Source organism: Tenacibaculum sp. MEBiC06402 (assembly GCF_049239625.1).
Taxonomy (GTDB): domain Bacteria; phylum Bacteroidota; class Bacteroidia; order Flavobacteriales; family Flavobacteriaceae; genus Polaribacter.
Genome location: NZ_JBMKKT010000101.1, coordinates 119,815 through 138,497 on the forward strand (window position 1 = coordinate 119,815; position 18,683 = coordinate 138,497).

At 32.8% G+C, this 18,683-nt stretch carries 11 protein-coding genes; 9 read left to right on the top strand and 2 right to left on the bottom strand.

The features are described from left to right. Positions 1-122 precede the first annotated feature (122 nt). The 5 genes from ACOSP6_RS14055 (at position 123) to ACOSP6_RS14075 (ending at position 6,522) form a co-directional block, all read left to right on the top strand. Positions 123-2,852, top strand: coding sequence for a 2-oxoglutarate dehydrogenase E1 component (locus ACOSP6_RS14055; RefSeq protein ID WP_422094522.1), 2,730 nt, complete (start codon positions 123-125; stop codon positions 2,850-2,852). Positions 2,853-2,884: 32 nt separating this feature from the next. Continuing rightward, positions 2,885-4,093 (top strand): 2-oxoglutarate dehydrogenase complex dihydrolipoyllysine-residue succinyltransferase, encoded by a 1,209-nt coding sequence (gene odhB / locus ACOSP6_RS14060; RefSeq protein ID WP_422094521.1) that lies wholly within the window; start codon positions 2,885-2,887, stop codon positions 4,091-4,093. 84 nt (positions 4,094-4,177) lie between these two features. Beyond that, positions 4,178-5,383: a DUF418 domain-containing protein gene (locus tag ACOSP6_RS14065; RefSeq protein WP_422094520.1), complete on the top strand. Its 1,206-nt coding sequence runs from the start codon at positions 4,178-4,180 to the stop codon at positions 5,381-5,383. Positions 5,384-5,509: 126 nt separating this feature from the next. Further along, on the top strand, positions 5,510-6,097 hold the full coding sequence (locus tag ACOSP6_RS14070; protein WP_422094519.1) for a hypothetical protein: 588 nt from the start codon (positions 5,510-5,512) through the stop codon (positions 6,095-6,097). Between the two features lie 53 nt (positions 6,098-6,150). After that, positions 6,151-6,522: a VOC family protein gene (locus tag ACOSP6_RS14075; protein ID WP_422094518.1), complete on the top strand. Its 372-nt coding sequence runs from the start codon at positions 6,151-6,153 to the stop codon at positions 6,520-6,522. Between the two features lie 102 nt (positions 6,523-6,624). Here the strand turns inward: ACOSP6_RS14075 and ACOSP6_RS14080 are convergent, their stop codons facing one another. Both ACOSP6_RS14080 and ACOSP6_RS14085 read right to left on the bottom strand, forming a co-directional pair. After that, positions 6,625-9,834 carry a starch-binding protein gene (locus ACOSP6_RS14080; RefSeq protein ID WP_422094517.1) on the bottom strand — a complete coding sequence of 1,070 codons (3,210 nt, stop codon included), beginning with the start codon at positions 9,832-9,834 and terminating at the stop codon, positions 6,625-6,627. Positions 9,835-10,075: 241 nt separating this feature from the next. Beyond that, the gene (locus tag ACOSP6_RS14085; RefSeq protein ID WP_422094516.1) at positions 10,076-10,792 is read right to left on the bottom strand and encodes a DUF547 domain-containing protein; all 717 of its coding nucleotides are present in this window, start codon (positions 10,790-10,792) and stop codon (positions 10,076-10,078) included. A gap of 270 nt (positions 10,793-11,062) precedes the next feature. Between ACOSP6_RS14085 and ACOSP6_RS14090 the strand changes: the two genes are divergently transcribed. The 4 genes from ACOSP6_RS14090 to ACOSP6_RS14105 all read left to right on the top strand — a co-directional run bounded on the left by ACOSP6_RS14090 (position 11,063) and on the right by ACOSP6_RS14105 (position 18,645). Next, on the top strand, positions 11,063-14,146 hold the full coding sequence (locus ACOSP6_RS14090) for a trypsin-like peptidase domain-containing protein (RefSeq protein ID WP_422094515.1): 3,084 nt from the start codon (positions 11,063-11,065) through the stop codon (positions 14,144-14,146). Positions 14,147-14,387: 241 nt separating this feature from the next. Further along, positions 14,388-16,913, top strand: a complete 2,526-nt coding sequence (locus ACOSP6_RS14095; RefSeq protein WP_422094514.1) for a trypsin-like peptidase domain-containing protein — start codon at positions 14,388-14,390, stop codon at positions 16,911-16,913. 99 nt (positions 16,914-17,012) lie between these two features. After that, a complete protein-coding gene (locus ACOSP6_RS14100) occupies positions 17,013-18,131 on the top strand; it encodes a helix-turn-helix domain-containing protein (protein ID WP_422094513.1) in 1,119 nt (372 codons plus the stop codon). Between the two features lie 118 nt (positions 18,132-18,249). Further along, complete coding sequence (locus tag ACOSP6_RS14105) at positions 18,250-18,645, top strand: hypothetical protein (protein ID WP_422094512.1); 396 nt, start codon at positions 18,250-18,252, stop codon at positions 18,643-18,645. The last annotated feature ends 38 nt before the right edge of the window (positions 18,646-18,683 follow it).

Below are 18,683 nucleotides of genomic sequence, written 5' to 3' on the forward strand. Positions count from 1 at the left end.
AAAAAAATTATATTTTTTATTTTTTATCCTCAGAATTAAAATTTTAAAAAAGGAACACGATTGTACTAAAAGTTGTACTTTTGTATTCGTTATTTTTAATACAGAAAAGTACAATTGTATATATGGACAAGTTTTCGTTCTTAAATGCAGCACATGTAGGTTTTATTAGTGAGCTGTACGAACAATACCAAAAAAACCCAGATGCAGTAGAACCAAGTTGGAGAAGTTTTTTCCAAGGTTACGATTTGGCTAATGAGAATTTTTCATTAACCGAAGAAGAGCAAGAGGTTCTAATCCCTGAAGAAGTTCGTAAAGAGTTTTTAGTATTAGATTTAATCAACGGATACCGTACTAGAGGTCATTTATTTACTGCTACGAACCCTGTTAGAGAGCGTAGAAAATATACTCCAAAACTAGATTTAGAGAACTTTGGATTAAGCAAAGATGATTTGTCTACTGTTTTTAATGCAGGAGAAATATTAGGTATAGGACCGAAATCGTTATCTGAAATAGTAGAGCATCTTCAGGCTATTTATTGCGACAGTATAGGTGTAGAATACATGTACCTTAGAAATCCTGAGCAAATTAAATGGTGGCAAAATAGATTAAATCAGAATAATAATCATCCAAACTATAGTTTAGATGAAAAGAAATACATCTTATCAAAATTAAATCAAGCATCAACTTTCGAAAGTTTTTTACAAACTAAATATGTAGGGCAGAAACGTTTTTCGGTTGAAGGAGGTGAAACATTAATTCCAGGAATTAGTGTTGCATTAAGAGATGCGGCAGAAAAGTTTGGAGTTGAAGAATGTGTTTTAGGAATGGCTCACCGTGGTCGTCTGAATACATTGGTTAATATTTTCAAAAAACCTGTGCGTGATTTATTCAGTGAATTTGAAGGTAAAGATTTTGAAGATGAAACGATTGATGGAGATGTAAAATATCACTTAGGACTTACTTTAAGTAAATCGTATAAGGGAGGTCAGGAAATGAAAATGAATTTAGTTCCTAACCCATCTCACTTAGAAACAGTAGATGCTGTTGCAGAAGGTATTGTTAGAGCTAAAGTTGATTTAGTTTATGAAGGCGATGATTCTAAAATTCTTCCAATATTAGTGCATGGTGATGCTGCAATAGCAGGTCAAGGAATTGTTTATGAAGTTGTGCAAATGGCACAATTAAATGGATATAAAACAGGAGGAACAATTCATGTTGTGGTAAATAACCAAGTTGGATTTACTACAAATTATTTAGATGCACGTTCAAGCACGTATTGTACCGATATTGCTAAAGTAACATTGTCACCTGTATTACACGTGAATGCTGATGATGCTGAAGCTGTTTGTCATGCCATGCAAATTGCAGTAGAATATAGAGCAAAGTTCAAAAAAGATATTTTTATTGATTTATTAGGATATCGTAAATATGGTCATAACGAAGGTGATGAGCCAACATTTACGCAGCCAGAATTATATAAACTTATCAAAAAGCATAAAAATGCCAAAGAAATTTATGTAGGTAAGTTATTAGAAGAAGGAACGATAACTAAAGACTATGTAAAGCAGATTACAGACGAGTTTAAAGATTACTTAGAAGCTGAATTTACAGAGTCAAAAAAGAAAACTACTTCAAAAATTCAAGATTTCATGCCAGATGTTTGGGATGGATTTATAAGAAAGCAATTAGAAGATATGTTACAACCAGTGGATACAAGTTATTCGGTTGAAGCATTAAAAGGAATTGCGAAAGTAATTTCTTCAACACCAGAAGGTCATAAATTTGTTCGTAAAGCAGAGCGTATCTTAAAAGGGCGTGCTGATATGGTGTTTGAAAAGAATGAATTAGATTGGGGTACAGCTGAAAATTTAGCTTACGGAACTTTATTAGAAGAAGGATTCAATGTTCGTATTTCCGGAGAAGATGTAGAAAGAGGAACATTCTCGCACCGTCATGCAATTATGCGTGATGAAAATACTTTAGAGCGCGTAAACTTATTAAATACAAACCCTAAGAATAAAGGAGAATTAACAATTTACAATTCTCATTTATCCGAGTATGGAGTTTTAGGTTTCGATTATGGTTATGCAATGGCAGCGCCAAATACATTAACTATTTGGGAAGCGCAGTTCGGTGATTTTGCAAACGGAGCACAAATTGTATTCGATCAGTATATTTCATCTGCTGAAGATAAGTGGAAGCTTCAAAACGGATTGGTAATGTTGTTGCCTCATGGTTACGAAGGTCAGGGTCCTGAGCACTCTTCGGCAAGGATAGAACGTTTCTTGCAATCGTCATCAACTGATAACTGGACTATTGCAAATTGTACTACTCCGGCGAATATGTATCATATTCTACGCCGTCAAATGAAGCGTGATTTTAGAAAACCGTTAGTTGTATTTACACCTAAGAGTTTGTTACGTTTACCAGCTGCTGTTAGTTCTATTGAGGAATTAGCAGAAGGAACATTTCAAGAAGTAATTGACGATACAATAGATACAGCTAATGTGAAGAAGATGGTGTTCTGTACTGGTAAATTCTATTACGATTTATTAGCTGAAAGAAACAAGTTAGAAAGAGATGATGTTGCTTTAGTTAGAATAGAGCAGTTATTCCCATTACACAATGATAAGATTAAAGCGGTAATGGATAGATATCCAAACGTTGAACGTTATGTTTGGGCACAAGAAGAACCTAAGAATATGGGATCGTGGTCATACATGTTAGAGCGTTTTGAATTAGCTCGTTTAGAGTGTGCTTCAGAAAAATATAGAGCAGCTCCAGCAGCTGGTTCTAGTACACGTTTTAAAGAACGTCATCAAGCAATTATTGACAAAGTTTTTGATAAATAAAGAATAAAATAAACTCAGAAAAAAAAGAAAATATGAGTGTTTTAGAAATGAAAGTTCCTTCTCCAGGGGAATCAATTACAGAGGTAGAAATAGCAACTTGGTTAGTTGAAGATGGTGATTATGTAGAAAAAGATCAACCAATTGCCGAAGTTGATTCTGACAAAGCAACGTTAGAATTACCAGCGGAAGAAAGTGGAATTATCACGTTAAAAGCAGAAGAAGGAGATGCAGTTGCAGTAGGTGCTGTAGTATGTCATATTGATATGAGTGCTGCAAAACCTGAAGGCGGAGAAGAGAAGAAAGAAACTCCTAAAACTGAAGAAAAGAAGGAAGCTCCAAAAGCCGAACCAGCAAAAGAAACATATGCAACAGGAACAGCTTCACCAGCAGCTAAAAAAGTATTAGCTGAAAAAGGAATGAGTGCTTCTGACGTTAAAGGAACTGGAAAAGACGGAAGAATCACTAAAGATGATGCTGTTAAGGCCGTACCTTCAATGGGAACTCCAGGAATGGGATCAAGAGGATTAGAGCGTAAAAAACTTTCTATGCTTCGTAGAAAAGTAGCAGAGCGTTTAGTTTCTGTGAAAAACGAAACTGCAATGTTAACTACGTTCAACGAAGTTAATATGCAACCAATTTTTGATTTACGTAATGAGTATAAAGAAGACTTTAAAGCTAAACACGGTGTTGGTTTAGGATTTATGAGTTTCTTTACATTAGCTTGTGTTCGTGCATTACAAATGTATCCAGCTGTAAATTCAATGATTGATGGTAAAGAAATGGTGTCTTACGACTTCCAAGATATTTCAATTGCAGTTTCTGGACCAAAAGGATTAATGGTGCCTGTAATTAGAAACGCTGAAAACTTAACATTTAGAGGTGTTGAGAGCGAAGTTAAGCGTTTAGCAATCAGAGCTCGTGAAGGTCAAATTACTGTTGATGAAATGACGGGAGGAACATTTACAATTACTAACGGTGGTGTATTTGGTTCTATGTTATCGACACCAATTATCAATCCTCCACAAAGTGCAATTTTAGGAATGCACAATATCGTTAACCGTCCAATGGCTGTTAATGGAGAAGTGGTTATTCAACCAATCATGTACGTAGCTTTATCTTACGATCACAGAATTATCGATGGAAAAGAGTCTGTTGGTTTCTTAGTTGCTGTTAAAGAAGCATTAGAAGACCCAGTAGAGTTACTTATGGGAGGAAATCCAAAGAAAGCTTTAGAAATGTAATCCTATTACATATAGAGAATATAAATTTAAACCCTATACTAAATCAGTGTAGGGTTTTTTTATGCCAAATACTAAATCCAAATAATGGAATCAAAAAACATAGATAAAACTGCTAAGAATAAAAGAATTGAATTACTTGATGTGTATAGAGGATTTGCAATTCTCGGAATTTTTGTAGTGAATATTGTAATTATGAACTCAACTTTTTTGAATCAAGATGAGTTCGCTAAACAATGGACTTCTAGTTTAGATATTGCTATTCAGAAAGTATTGCAGTTATTTTTTTACACAAAGTTTTTTCCAATATTTTCGCTGTTATTTGGGTTAGGGATTTCAATGCAAGCTGTAAAACTTTCTGAAAAAGGAAAATTGAGTAAAGCTTTCTTTTTCAGACGAATGTTTTTTCTGTTTGTGTTTGGTGTTTTACACATTTTGCTTCTTTGGTCTGGAGATGTTTTAAATATGTACGCTTTGTTAGGTTTGTTGACAGTTTTTTTAATTAAAAAGTCCAATAAATTAATACTTAGCTTATCAGTTTTCTTTTTATTATTTCCGTTTTATGATTACATCTTTCAGCAAATATTCACGTTTTTAGGTTATAATCCTGGAATGTATTTAGAAGGATATACGGGAGAAAGTGTAAACAAAATTATTACCGAAGGAACTTATATAGAAGGAATTCAATTGAGAATTCTTGAGTATTTGTCAAACTTTCCCATGTTAGTTGGATTCTTAGCTCCAATCGCATTATCAATGTTTTTACTTGGGATGTATTTGGGTAAAAATAAGATGTATGAAAATTTAGAAACTTTCATTTTCAAAATTAGAAAACCAGCAATTCTCATAGCTGTATTATCTAATATATATAGAATTTGTTTCTTGTATGTAATAGTGAAATTAGATGTATATAAAATTGATTTTGCACGTCAACTTTTTATTAAACTTATGATGATTTCCGATGTAATTATGGGACTATTTTATTTATGGTTTATTGGTTGGATGTGGTATAAAACGAGTGCAAAAGTCTTATTAAGACCTCTGCAGTTTGCCGGAAAAATGGCATTAACAAATTACTTAATGCATAGTTTTATCGGGTTAGTTTTATTCTCCTCTATTGGTTTTGGATTATATGAAACTATGAGTCCAACAGAAACATTTTTAACAGCATTACTAGTGTTTGTTTTTCAAATTGTTGTGAGTAAAGTGTGGTTACAATATTTTCAGTTTGGTCCAATGGAATGGCTTTGGAGGTGCTTGACTTATAAAAGGTTATTTAAGTTAAAAAAATAGTCCTTTAATACTCCATGTAAGATTTTTTATATATTTACCCATCACCCAAATAAATACCCCTATTCAATGCGGTTAAAGCATTTGTTTCTTGTTTTATTTATAGTCTTTAGTATCGTTGATATTTCAATGATTTTTTTCGGCTTAAAAGAAATATTATGGATTCCTAGGTTGCTTAGTTTATCATCAGTTGTGTTATATGGTTATTTTTCTGCTGAACAGATTCCGTTTAGTTTTTGGATTTTATCCTTATTCATAATTTTAACTGGATTTTTATTTTCTCTTGATGATTTTACTTTGCTAGGAATGTGTAGTTTGATTGCATTGCGTTTTTCTTGGTTAAAACTAATATTCGATATTAAATCAAAAATTGATAAGAAAATAATATTGATAGCATTGAGTATTACATCGTTATTATTTGGAATGATTTTATACTTGATTTATACAGATTCTATTTTTTACTACTTATCAATTGTTACTACCGTTGGATTGGTGTTATTGTTATCTACCTCTTTTTCTTTATTAACAACAAGAGGAACGAAGTTTGGAAACAAAGAAATGTTTATTTCAATCGCAATTTTTATCCTTTCTGATGCTTTATCAGGATCAAAGAAAATTACAGGAACTTCCTTGTTTTTTATTATTTTAAGTGTTGTATTATACAATACTGCCTATTATTTCTTAATGAGAGCCATCATAAAAAATAAGTCGAAATAGTATTCTTATTTTTAAAATAGTAACTTAGAAGAGTTAACCAAATTATATCTACTATGAAATTAGGAGCTTTTTCTATAAGTTTAGCTGTAAAGAGTTTGCAGAAATCACGAGATTTTTATGAAACGTTAGGTTTTAAGGTATTTGCTGGAGCAATGGAGCGTAATTACTTAATTATGAAAAATGGTAATTCCTTGGTTGGTTTATTTGAAGGTATGTTTGAAAATAATATACTAACCTTTAATCCAGGATGGGATGAAAATGCCAATACTTTAGAGGAATATGACGATGTGAGAACAATTCAACAACACTTAAAGGAGAATCATATAAAATTGGAAAGAGAAGTTGATGCTTCAACCAACGGTCCAGGAAGTGTTGTGTTTTTTGACCCCGATGGAAATACAATATTGATTGACCAACATGTGTAATTTAATACGTCAAACTGAACTTGTTTCAGTTTCTTATTACAATAAGCAATCTCTATATGATGAGATTCTGAAATAAATTCAGAATGACGTTTTTTTCAAGGATTATCTCTTAATAATCTTTTTAACTGTAGTTTTTCCGTTCATTGTAACACGAACAAAATAGATTCCGTTGGTTAATTGATTTTGAATTTCATTAAGTTTAAACTTATGCATTCCTGAATTGATTTTAGTGTCAACTAGAGTTTGGGAAGTGCCAAAAACACTTATTACTTCAATTTTTAAATCTGTTTTACCGTTCAAATTACCAATTCTCACTTTCGAATTCTCATTAATTGAATTGGGATAAATAGATATTAGATCTGGATGGCTAGAAGTACTAAAAATTGAACTGGTTTTAGATTGTGAATTATCTGGATTAGAATCATACCAAGTTCCGTTATAATACCAACCGTTAGAACATCTGTTTAAATCACCAGTTTGAGAACTTCCATTATTGCTGAATATGATATTCGAGCAATTGGTATTACTGAAAGTGTATTTGTACCAACCATTACCTTGTAAGGTCATAGTTTCACCAGGCCAAGTTGTGGTCAGGTTAGAAGGTGTAACATTCCAAAAATAGATTTCAGGATTACTGTAAGAATCAGACTTGAAATAGATGTTTAAATCGTTTCCAGTAGGTTGTTCTTCTGGATTAGAGTCGTGCCAAGTTCCGTTGAAATACCAACCATCTCTACATCGTTGTAAATCATCAGTTTGATTATTTCCGTTACTACTAAAAATCAAATTGGTATAATTCACATTACTAAGGGTATAAGAAAACCAACCATTTCCAATAGCAGTCATATTTTCACCAGGCCAAGATGTTGTAGCCGCTCCAGGACTTGTATTCCAGTAATATATGTTAGGATTCGAAATGTTTCCTTTGTAATAAATTGTTATACCATCAACCGGATCTGGATCATCAGGAGTTGAATTATCTCTTGGATCTGAATCAAACCATTGGTTATCTTGAAACCATCCATCTTGAGCTCTAACTAAATCATCAGTTTTTGCATTACCATTATCATTAAATAGTAAGTTAGTACTCGTTACGCCATTAAATATATATTCATACCAATCTGTATTTCCAATTTGGTTCATTTCTGGGCCAGGCCAATTGCTAACGGGCAAAACATCAGGAGATTCATTCCAATAATGAACATTCACTTGTGACCAAGAAGCGGGTTTTTTGAAGTATACATGCAATCCTTCAATTGGTCCGATTGTAAAGTTTTGAGTTACGATATCAGATGCTATTCCATTATTATCGAATGCAATCGCTTTTATAGTTGAAGAATTATTGATAGTGAAGGAACTCGTATAACGGTTGCTAGATTGATTAGGATTAGAATTATCCGTGGTATAGAAAATTTCTAAGCTTCCAGAACCACCAAAAGCTTCCATTGAAACTTGTATTGGATTTTCGGATTGCGTTGCATTCGAGTTGATATTTACTATTGGTTTACTTGGTCCGTTAACACAGTTCTCAAAATATCCACCGCCGCATGGTCCAATTAAACCTGGTCCGTTTAAAACATAAACTCCAGCAGAACCAGAAGTGACTGAAAAATTGATTCTACCTCCAGAAGCAAAAGTTTCTCTTCCAGTTACAGCATCTCTATACACGCCATCAGTAACACCAGATATTGAGAATGATGCATCTCCATCTTTTGCTAAACCAACAACAACTTCGCTGTTTCCATGAACTCTTTTATAAGAAACAGCATTTCCTGGAGCTTCTTTCCATTCCCAGCTTCCTTTTTGCAAAGCAGGAATAGCGCGTCGCATTGCATTCAACTTTTTTATTTGTTGATATATTTTATGACTTGGAGCCTGATCCATCACATCACCATAATAAGCTCTACCTGTATTATCTATAGATTCTTGAATTCCAGCTGCATTATGTATATCTGCAAATTCACCAGCTTTAAAGCGCATTTCAGTTCCGTAATATACTGTTGGAATTCCACGCCAAGTGAACATAAAATTCATACAAGCGGCTAAGTTTTCATCGCTTCCTCCATAACGTCTGTTCCAATCGTTACTCGGACCAAAGTCATGATTATCTAACCAAGTAACTAGCGTAGAAGGGTCGCTATATAAATGATCATAACGCGCGGCTGCTTTTACCGTTGGAAAGGACTGACCTTCTTCAAAAGTCCCATGAAAAGTTGCCTCACCATAAAAATCAATTACAGCTAAATCTAATGGAGCGGAATTATTTACTGCGCCGCGCCAAGTGTAATAGTGAGGATTAATTTCTTCTACAGGATGAAGTTCATGTCGCTTTTGAGCAACTTCACCGAAAATGAAAAGGTTGGGATTAATAGCTTTGAATGCATCAAAGAAATATAAAACATCTTCTTTGCTCATATGTTTTAATGTATCCCAGCGAAAAGCATCTACTCCCATTTCGATATACTTGCGATATGCGTTCACTAAGTATTCTCTAACTTTTGTACTACTAGTATTTAAATCCGGAGTATCGCCTGCAAGAGCTCGATTGTGTAAGTTTTCAATATCATCAAAACCTTGCGCAAATCCATTACCAGAATGATGATACCAATCTGGATCACTTGTGTCTACATAACTTTCTTTACCTGGGAAATTATAAGCTGCTAAATTTTGATTATAAGGTGCTGGCATTTTCGCTAAGTTCGCTCTACTCCAAATTAATCCGTCATCTGGATTTGGAGTAATTCCATCGTATTCCCAATTAGCATTGTCAACTGAAGCCCATGGTTTAGTAGGATCGGTATTGTACTTAATTTCTGCAACATCTTTAATACCGAAACGTCCGGCATGATTTGTTACTACATCTAGCACGATTTTCATTCCTCTGGCATGAACTTCATTAATTAAATCTTGGAAAGTTGCACCAGGTGATTCTAATCTAGGATCTACTCGGGTAAAATCCCAAGCATGATAACCATGATAATCTAATGGACTTCTGTTATGAACAATCGGTGTAATCCAAATGGCAGTGAAGCCCATATCTTTTATGTAATCTAATTTTTGAATTAAACCTTTAAAATCACCTCTCCAAGTTACATCATTAGGGTCTGTTATACTTGGATTGATGTTTGGATCTGGATTGTAGGAAGACCATTCGGTGGGAGCATTGTTATTTGGGTCTCCATTATTAAATCTACTTGTTAGTAGGAAGTAAATTGTTTCTTCTCGAAAATCATTTTGAGAGAAAACGTTTTCGTAAGTTAACATGGTAAGAAGGAATACCACGAAACTTAATCTTGAAAAATAAGTTTTCATGAATAATAGGTTTGTTATTGATTAATATGAGGTTGGTAAAAATGTAATGAAAGGGCGGTGGAATTACATTTTTATCGAATTTACCTATTATTATTTGCTTAGTTTACAGTAGTTTGAATCGAAATCGATTTCGTGTTGATAAGTTTTTATTTACCGAAGAATTGTTAAGGAAAATAGAAAAGCTGTTCTATTTAGCAGAACAGCTTATAAATACGGGAGAATTATTTTGGGTAAAAAAGGATTATTGTTTTTCGTTTAAAGACCAGTTATAATCTAAATAGGATACTTCAGCATTGTCGTTTACTTTAGTGTTAGAATATTTGTTAATATAGTCTACTAAAGAGTTTACAGAGGTGAAATCTTCTTGATACCATTCGAATATTTTGGATACTTCTACCTTGGTAAGTGAAATTTTATTTTTACTCGAATCATTTATAAACTCTTTCATTAAACTTTCTAACTTGTCTTCAATATTTTGAGCTGTGAATGCATAATTTGGAAATCTAGGTCCCGATACAGAACCTGCATTAATTCCAACGTGGATTCTAGGATCATCATGCCATCTTCTTAAAATTTTATGTTCTATGTAATCTAATGAATATGTCTTTTTCCCAACTTTTGCGAAAGGGATTTTCCAAGCGTTCTTTCCTTTAATTTTAATATCAGTTAGTTTCTTTAAAGGATAACTATCGATTATTAATTTAATGGAATAAGCATTATATGCATTCATCCAAAATGCTTTCGCTTTTTTAGATGACCACTTTTTTAATGGAATAGTTTCTTCTAATTGATTTAGATAAATGTCTAATATTGCTTTGTTTTTTCTTAAACCTTTATAATCTAACTTTCCTTCAGAAGTTACATATGTTTTTAGTAAAGCATCGAATACTTCATTGGTTTGTGCTTCTATTTGTGAGCTAGTAAATACAGCTAGTAAAATAATTAATAGTTTTTTCATGTTTTTAGTTTTTGTCCTCTCTCGGGGTTTACTTCATTTTGGACGGTGTTAAAAAAGAATCATTACAGGAAGGTTTAAAAAAATGCTGAAATAGTGGGTGATTCGGATGGTTTTTTGAATTAATTAAGAAGGGAGTCGTATTTGTTTATTATTTAAAAAATTAAGCTAATAGTAAAATTATAAATAATTAATTAACATTTTTTTTGATTTTAGTTAATAATAATTAATACTTTTAGAAAATAATTAACCAACCATAAACCCTTTCAAATCATGAAAAAATATTTTTTCAATGTGGTATTTTGTACCATAATTTTCCTCTTTTTTTTAAATGCAAACTCGCAAAAAATTATAAAAATAGGAGAGGAATTCGAAACTCAGATAAGTAGCAGAAGTGCTTATCAAAATCAACCTAAAAAGAACCAAGGAAATTTCAAAGCGGTTTTTCGAAAACAGTTCAAATCTAAAAACTCTGCTTACATTAAGTTGTTTTTTGAAGATTTTGATTTAGCGCCCGAAGATTATGTGAAAATAATCGGAAGAAATACTCGCGAAACTTTAATTTATGGAGGATCAGGAAAAGTTATTAATGAAAAAAATGAGACAATCAGTAATTTTTGGTCCGGTGCACTTTTCGAGGATACCATCGAAGTTATTTTATTTTCGAATGGAAATGTATTAAACCATAAAGGATTTACGATTTCAAAAGTAGCTTATGGTTTTTCTCAAGAGAAGATTAACAAACTATTTGCTCAGGAAGAGGCTCAACAAAGAGCGGTTTGTGGCTCTAATGATAGAGAACGAATTGCTTGCTATAAAGGAACAGAAATGTTTGAAAAATCAAAAGCAGTTTGTAGAATGCTTGTTGGAGGAATTGCAGCTTGTACTGGATGGTTGCTTGGAAGTGATGGTCATTTAATGACAAATAATCATTGTATGAGCTCCGATACTGGAGCCAATGGAACGGATTTTATATTTAATTATCAATATGAAAATTGTACAGGATCTACATCGGGAAGACAAAAAGTCTATAGAGGAGGAGCAGTCGTTAAAACCAATAAAGATCTTGATTATACTCTTATAAAATTAAAGGATAATCCAACTACTGAATTTGGATACCTAAGTCTAAGCCCCAATAAACCTTCTGTAGGAGATCGCATATATATACCGCAACATCCTAGAGGAGCGAGAAAAGAAATTTCTGTAAATTCAGATACTGATAACGGATTTGCAGTTGTTGAATGTGTTGGTAATTGCGCTACACCCAATGCTCCACTTAAGTCTATTCGTTATAATGCAGATACACAAGGAGGTAGTTCAGGTTCTCCAGTTTTAGATTACAACTCGAATTTAGTGATTGCCATTCATAATACCGGTGAATGTCCTAATGGTTCCTATGGGAGATGTGATCAGTTAATTGTTGATATTGGATCAGATATGCCAACAAATGGAATAGGAGGAGGTGCTGACCCAAATCCAGATCCTGACCCAGACCCGGATCCAATACCAGATCCTGTATGTACTTCAATAATAAATACTTTTCCCTATTCTGAGAGTTTTGAAGCAAATGAAGGATGGACTCAATCTACAGGTGATGATGGAAATTGGCTTAGAGATACTTCAGGAACTCCATCTTCGAGCACAGGTCCAAGAGATGCAAATGATGGAGATTATTATATGTACCTTGAAGCTTCAACTTCCGGTACCGGGCAAATTGGTAGTAATGCAACAGCAATTCTTGAAAGTCCTTGTTTTGATGTTAGAGGATTACCGAGTGCCGAATTTACATTTGATACTCATATGTATGGAAGTAGAATGGGATCGCTATCACTTGATGTGTCTGTTGATGGAGTGAATTGGAATACGCTATGGAGTGCAACCGGTGATCAAGGAAATCAATGGAATAGTATTATTATTAATTTGAATTCTTATCTAGGAGAAGAAGAGTTAAAACTTCGATTTGTAGGAGTCACTGGATCCAGCTATTTAAGTGATATGGCTTTGGATAATTTAAAGTTAAATTCGAAATTAGTTGATCCAGATCCCCAACCTATTTGTAACTCCGTAATTAGTAGTTTTCCATACTCCGAAAGTTTTGAAGTAAACGATGGCTGGATACAAATAGAAGGTGATGATGGAAATTGGTTAAGAGATGCCTCTGGAACACCATCTTCAAGCACTGGACCAAGTAATGCTAATAATGGAAGTTATTATATGTATTTGGAAGCTTCTACTTCTGGCACAGGTCAAATTGGTAGTAATGCAACAGCAATTATTGAAAGCCCGTGCTTCGATATTTCCGAATTAGAGAGTGTTCAATTTTCTTTTGATAATCATATGTATGGATCTTCAATGGGAACTCTTTCTCTAGAGGCATCAAAAGATGGAGTTAATTGGGATGTTCTTTGGAGTGATTCTGGTAATCAAGGAAGTCAATGGAGAAATGTAATAGTTGATTTAAATTCTTATTTAGGAGAAACTCAATTGAAGTTACGCTTTATAGGAACTACTGGTACAAGTTATTTAAGTGATATGGCTATTGATAATTTGAGGCTGACTTCACCAGTTTCTAATCCCGATCCAAATCCAAATCCAACTTGTCCAAGTTTAAATTTTAATGACTACAGTATTTCTTCTTTCGCTGATCAGGATGCTTCTGGAGAGTATTCAATAGAAGACAATGGTGCTTCCTTAACGTTATTGAATAATACATGGAAATATATTGATATGAATTATACAGTAACGAGCAATACAGTTATTGAGTTTGAATTTAGTAGTTCTTCACAAGGAGAAATTCATGGAGTAGGTTTTGAGAATGATAACGGTTTAACATCATCAAGGTATTTTAAAGTACATGGTACTCAAAGCTACGGGATAACAAATTATGATAATTATACCTCTGGAACAGTTAAATACAGTATTCCAATTGGAAATTTCTATACAGGCAATATGGATAGATTAGTTTTTGTTAATGATAATGATGGGGGTACTAACAACAACTCTACATTTTCTAATGTGAGAATTTATGAAGGTTCATGTGAGAATAGTAGTGTTTTAGTAAACGAGGTTTTTGATTTACAAGTACCAATACTTGGAAATGAAGATGAAGTGAATTTAAACTTTATAGTTTTACCAAACCCAATTAAAAGAGGAGATTTATTGAGGATTAAAGAATATAATGCTCAGAATCTTAATAATTCAAAATATATTATTGTTAATGTGCTTGGTCAAATAGTTGTTAATGGTAATTTGAAGCAAGGAAATTTTATAAGTACAAATGTTTTAGAGAAAGGGTTGTATATTTTAAAAATTGATTCAGGTTCTGAAATCATCAGTAAACAAATTATTGTTAAATAGAAAACTATATTATGAACTAAAAGAGCAACCTTTCCAAAAGGAAGGGTTGTTTTTTTATTATGAATTAAATAATAATAAAAACCTAGTGTTTGTAACTACGGAGTTGTATTAAGTATTTTAAAATAAATTCAAAGTATTTTAATTTTTAGTGAAAATACAATACTTTTTTAACATTTAATTTGTAATTGACTATCGTTATTAATAGTTTTGTTTCAATTAATTAACCAAAAACCCTTCTAAAATGAAAAATCAATTTTTCAAGGTGGCGTCCTTTGCCATCGTGTTTTTGTGTTGTACAAATCTAACAGCACAAAAAAAGTTTAAAATTGGGGATGAGTTTGATACCAATATCAAAGTAACTCAAACCTACCAAAAGTTTAGTCAATCTAATAATCAAAAAAGTAGTCAACCACAGCTAGTTTATCAAAACGAATTTTACTCGAAAAACTCTACGTATGTAAAGTTATATTTTGAGAATTTCGATCTTGCCCCAGGCGATTTTGTTGAAATCATTGGAGCCCATAGTAATGAGAAGATTGTTTACGGTGCTAAGGGAAAAATTGTTGATGATGAGATGACAATGATTAGTAATTTCTGGTCTAAAGTTATCTTTGATGACAAAGTGGAGGTAAAACTCTATGCTACAGGAAACACTAGTAATTACAACGGATTTGAAATTACTAAAGTGGCTTACGGTTTTACAAAAGAAAAGATTCTAAAACAATTTGCTAAGAATGATCCACAGCAACGTTCTATTTGTTCTAGTGATAACAAAGAAAGAATTGCATGTTATGAAGGAACAGATATGTTTGAGAAAGCAAAAGCTGTTTGTAGATTAATTATCGGTGGAAGTTCTAGTTGTACGGGATGGTTGCTAGGAAGTGAAGGACACTTAATGACAAACAATCACTGTATTGGTTCTTCTTCAGCTGCTCAAAACACAGATTATATTTTCAATTACCAACAATTAAGTTGTTCTGGTACTGGAAATGCTACCAGCGATGTGGTTGCTACTTCAGCAACATTTATCAAAACAAACTCAAGTTTAGATTACACACTGGTAAAGTTACCAACGAATCCAACAAACACTTATGGGTATTTAAGTTTAAGTTCTGCGGTTGCTGCTGCTGGTGACAGAATCTATATCCCACAACATCCAGGAGGAAGAAGGAAAGAAATTTCAGTAAAGACAGATGTAGATGGAACTGCTGGAGGTTTCTCTCGAGTTTTTCAAAGTTCTTCAGGTTCTGGTCAGCAAGTTCGTTATTATGCAGATACTGAAGGTGGAAGCTCTGGTTCTCCAGTATTAGATTATAATACTAATTTGGTAATTGCAATTCATAATACCGGAGGCTGTCCTAATGGATCTTACGGAAGAAGTGATAATCTAATTGCTTCAATTGGTAATGATATGCCGGCAAATGGAGTTGATGGAAATGGAGGCGGAAATCCAGATCCAGACCCAGATCCAAGTTGTACTTCAACTGTTAGTTCTTTTCCTTATAGCGAAAGCTTTGAATCTAACGATGGTTGGACACAAGTTACAGGTGACGATGGAAACTGGGTAAGAGATGCTTCAGGTACACCGTCTTCAGGTACGGGTCCAAGTTCAGGTGCAAATGGATCGTTTTATATGTTCTTAGAAGCTTCTACTAATGGAAGTACTGGACAAATTGGATCAAATGCTACGGCTATTTTGCAAAGTCCATGTTTTGATTTATCAGGATTATCATCAGCAACGTTCTCGTTTAGCAACCATATGTACGGAACGTCAGTTGGTTCATTACGTTTAGAGGCTTCTACAAATGGAACAACTTGGACTAGTTTATGGAGCAATTCTGGAAACAAAGGAAACCAATGGAATTCTGAAAGTGTAAATTTAAGCGCTTATTTGGGTCAGAGTGAGGTTAGATTACGTTTTGTGGGAACTACAGGAACAAGCTGGTCTAGTGACATCGCTATCGATAATTTATCATTGACTTCTGGTGGTGGAAACCCAACACCATCATGTCCAACAATTAATTTTAATGATTTTAGTATTACATCTTTCTCTAACCAAGATGCGGCTGGTAATTTCTCAATAGGAAGTGGAGGAAATTCTTTAACATTAACTAATAATACTTGGAAGTATATTGCAATGAATTATACAGTAACTGCTAATACTGTAATTGAATTTGAATTTAGTAGTACTTCTCAAGGTGAAATTCATGGTGTTGGTTTTGAAAATGATAACAGTTTAACTTCAAGTAGATATTTTAAAGTTCATGGAACTCAAAATTATGGAGTAACAAATTATGATAATTATACTAGTGGAACAATTAAATATACAATTCCAGTTGGAAGTTCATATACTGGAAGTATGGATAGATTGGTGTTTATTAATGATAATGACGCCGGTTCTGGAAATAATTCTACCTTCTCAAATGTTCGAATTTATGAAGGTTCTTGTGAGAGTTCTGATGTCGTAGTTACTGAAATTTTCGAAACGAGAGTAGATGTTTTAGGAGACGAGGATGAGGATGTATTAACAAGCATTCAAATTGCTCCGAACCCAATTAAAAAAGGAACTTTATTGAAGTTAGTTGGTCCTTCTGCTAATTTGAAAGAAGCTAATTATTCTATTGTGAATATGCTGGGACAAATAATGAAAAAAGGAAACATCAACGATGCTAGAACTATCAGTATTGATCAATTTGATTCTGGTATTTATATTTTAAAGATTGAAAATAAGTTTACAAGTGCTAGTAAACGATTTATTATCGAATAATTATAGTTGTATCATTTATTAGTTAAATGAATTAATTAGAAAACCCTCTTGATTTCAAGAGGGTTTATTTTTTATCTTTAGAAATATTTATTGCATTTAATGAATACGCTTACTGTTCTATTAGTACTTTTTTTATTCGTCGGAGCATTCCAGGGAATGGTCTTTGGAGTAATCCTTTTAAGAAGTAAAAATAATCGTATATCAAATAAAATACTTGCAACCATTTTGTTTTTACTTTCCTACAGATTGTTAGTTCAAATAATGCGTTTATTTGGATTAGGATACTACGATACTTGGTACTACTTTATGTTAGATTTGAGTTGGGTTACGGGTCCTTTACTATATTTCTATGTTAAGGCTCAAATTGATTCAGATTATAAAATATCTAAAAAAGATTATTTTCATTTTTTACCATTAGTACTGCAAATAGCTATAAGTATTTTTGTTCGACTCCAAAATTTATATTGGGAAGGAACTAGAGAAAGTTTAAGTTGGTTAGGTTATTGGGGATATGTAGTATGGATGAATTATCCAACGATATATATTATTGCTAGTTTATTGATAATTTACTACGCAAATCTTTCTTTAAAATTACTTAAAAAGGAAGTAAATATTGATTCTCAAAAGTTACATTGGATTAAACGAATAATTTTTTCTTTCAAAATTTACTTTTCTTTAGTTTTATCAATTCTGCTTGTTGATTTATTGGTGTATAAAGTTGTACTGCAGCACGATTATTTTTATTTCATAAGATTTTTTTATTATCCTTTTTTCATTGGAATATCTGTGCTAATTTATTGGTTGGGAATTGAAGGTTTCTCTAGAAGAAATGAAAGAAAGCAACCTGTAAAGACTAGGCTCTCGGAAGAGGATAGAGTAAGACTTGAGGTGATTGCTAAAGATTTAAAGAAAATTGTTAAAGAAAATGAGCTTTTTAAAATTCAGAAGTTAAATCTGAACTCTCTAGCCGATGAACTAAAGATTAAACCTTATGTTATTACACAATGTTTAAACGAGGTTATCGGGAAAAAATTCAACGATTTTATAAATGAGTACCGTGTTAAAGAAGTGCAAAATTTGTTAGAAAATCCTGAAAATTCGAAATATACTTTACTGAGCCTTGCAATGGAAGCTGGGTTTAATTCTAAGTCTTCTTTTAATAGAGCAGTTCAAAAACACTTAGGGGTTTCTCCCAGAGAATTAAAGCGTGATGAATAAGGTGTCAAATATATATGTGATACTTATTTAGTTTAAGATATTGGTGTCAATTATCTAAATGAGGCGATATGTAGGAAGTTGAAATCTATGTTTGTATGGAATTTTAAAATCTAATACAATGAAGAAAGTTTATGTAATCATTTCGTTTTTGACTTTTTTAAATATTACAACATCATGCGCTCAGAGAGAAGCAAACCATAATGTTGATGCTTTATTAGGAAGTTGGAAAATTGATATGTCACCTTATGATAAAACGGATAATAATTTTGCTATAATGATTATCGACAAGGTGTCTAAAAACTTAATAGAGGGAACTTTTTATAGAAAAGGTGTCAAAATTAGAGAAGGTAGGATTAATGCTTTAAATAAGAACTTATATGGAGCATTAGTATCTGGCGATAATTCAGGAGATTATAATACTTCTTTTTACCTTAAAAATGGAAAGCTCTATGGTTCTACGCATTCACTGAAAAAAGATTTTTTAGCTGTTTGGGTAGCGACTAAAGAAAACTGAGAAATAAAAAAGCCACACAAATATGCGTGGCTTTTTTT

Excerpts from the sequence above, each read along its gene's own strand:
- ACOSP6_RS14055 (WP_422094522.1), top strand. The coding sequence starts at position 123 with ATGGACAAGTTTTCGTTCTTAAATGCAGCACATGTAGGTTTTATTAGT.
- odhB (WP_422094521.1), top strand. The coding sequence starts at position 2,885 with ATGAGTGTTTTAGAAATGAAAGTTCCTTCTCCAGGGGAATCAATTACA.
- ACOSP6_RS14065 (WP_422094520.1), top strand. The coding sequence starts at position 4,178 with ATGGAATCAAAAAACATAGATAAAACTGCTAAGAATAAAAGAATTGAA.
- ACOSP6_RS14070 (WP_422094519.1), top strand. The coding sequence starts at position 5,510 with ATGATTTTTTTCGGCTTAAAAGAAATATTATGGATTCCTAGGTTGCTT.
- ACOSP6_RS14075 (WP_422094518.1), top strand. The coding sequence starts at position 6,151 with ATGAAATTAGGAGCTTTTTCTATAAGTTTAGCTGTAAAGAGTTTGCAG.
- ACOSP6_RS14080 (WP_422094517.1), bottom strand. The coding sequence starts at position 9,834 with ATGAAAACTTATTTTTCAAGATTAAGTTTCGTGGTATTCCTTCTTACC.
- ACOSP6_RS14085 (WP_422094516.1), bottom strand. The coding sequence starts at position 10,792 with ATGAAAAAACTATTAATTATTTTACTAGCTGTATTTACTAGCTCACAA.
- ACOSP6_RS14090 (WP_422094515.1), top strand. The coding sequence starts at position 11,063 with ATGAAAAAATATTTTTTCAATGTGGTATTTTGTACCATAATTTTCCTC.
- ACOSP6_RS14095 (WP_422094514.1), top strand. The coding sequence starts at position 14,388 with ATGAAAAATCAATTTTTCAAGGTGGCGTCCTTTGCCATCGTGTTTTTG.
- ACOSP6_RS14100 (WP_422094513.1), top strand. The coding sequence starts at position 17,013 with ATGAATACGCTTACTGTTCTATTAGTACTTTTTTTATTCGTCGGAGCA.
- ACOSP6_RS14105 (WP_422094512.1), top strand. The coding sequence starts at position 18,250 with ATGAAGAAAGTTTATGTAATCATTTCGTTTTTGACTTTTTTAAATATT.